Source organism: Streptomyces sp. UH6, assembly GCF_013421635.1.
GTDB lineage: Bacteria > Actinomycetota > Actinomycetes > Streptomycetales > Streptomycetaceae > Streptomyces > Streptomyces abyssomicinicus.
In genome coordinates this window covers 1-1,092 of record NZ_JACADT010001400.1, presented here as the reverse complement: position 1 = coordinate 1,092, position 1,092 = coordinate 1, and the positions used below count along the sequence as shown (strand labels likewise).

Sequence of the window (1,092 nt, the reverse complement as noted above, 5' to 3'; positions counted from 1 at the left end):
AGGGGCGCCCTCACCGGGGGCGCCCCCACCGCGGGCTCTCGGCCCCGCTCGAGCGGGGACACCCCCGACGCGCTCCGGTCGGAGGGTCAGGCGGACACCCGGGCCGCCGCCCAGTGGCAGGCCGCCGCCGTGCCCCCCGTGCCCGGCAGCACGGGGAGGTCGACCGTGCGGCACGCCTCGTCGACGCCGGCCCGCGCCGCCTCACCGCCCGCCAGCACCTGGCACCGCACGTGGAACCGGCACCCGCCCGGGACGCGGGACGGGTCCGGCGGCTCCCCCGTGAGGACCACCGGCTCGCCCGGCGCCTCCGGCAGCACCGACAGCAGCGCCTGGGTGTACGGATGCCGTGGCGAGGTCAGCACCTCCTCCACCGGCCCCGTCTCCACGATCCGCCCCAGGTACATCACCGCGACCCGGTCGGCGATGTTCCACGCCAGCCCCAGGTCGTGGGTGACGACCAGCGCCGACAGCCCCAGCTCCTCCCGCAGCCGCAGCAGCAGCGCGAGGATCTCGCCGCGCACCGACGCGTCGAGCGAGGCCACCGGCTCGTCGGCCACGATCAGTTCCGGTTCCAGCACCAGCGCGCCCGCGATGACCACCCGCTGCCGCTGCCCGCCGGACAGCTCGTGCGGGTAGCGCAGGAAGAACCGCTCCGGCGGCCGCAGTCCGGCCCGCGACAGGGCCCCGGCCACCGCGGTCCGCTCGTCGCCGTCGTACCCGTGGATCCGCAGTCCCTCGGCCACCGCGTCGTACACGGTGTGCCGGGGGTTCAGCGACCCCGTTGGGTCCTGGAGCACCAGCTGGACCCGTTTGCGGTACGCCTTGAGCGCCCGCGCGCGGTACTCCAGCGGCGACCCCGCGAAGGTGACGCGGCCGCCGGTGGGACGCACCAGCCCCAGCAGCGAGCGGGCCAGCGTGGTCTTGCCGCAGCCGGACTCGCCGACCAGCGCGACGATCTCCCCGGGCCGGATGTCCAGGTCGACGCCGTCCACGGCCCGCGCGGGCGACCCGCCGTCACGCCCGGGGAAGGTCACGCGCAGCGCCTCGGCGCTCAGCAGCGGGGCGCCGTTGTCGGTGGTCGTCGTCATGCGG

The 1,092-nt window shown here is 76.8% G+C and carries 1 protein-coding gene; it reads right to left on the bottom strand.

What is annotated here, in order from left to right; translation table 11 throughout:
- Window positions 1-86: 86 nt before the first annotated feature.
- On the bottom strand, window positions 87-1,088 hold the full coding sequence (locus HW445_RS32150) for an ABC transporter ATP-binding protein (protein ID WP_180224276.1): 1,002 nt from the start codon (window positions 1,086-1,088) through the stop codon (window positions 87-89).
- Window positions 1,089-1,092: the final 4 nt, after the last annotated feature.

Bases quoted from the DNA above. Each gene is read 5' to 3' on its own strand.
- HW445_RS32150 (WP_180224276.1), bottom strand. From the start codon at position 1,088: ATGACGACGACCACCGACAACGGCGCCCCGCTGCTGAGCGCCGAGGCG.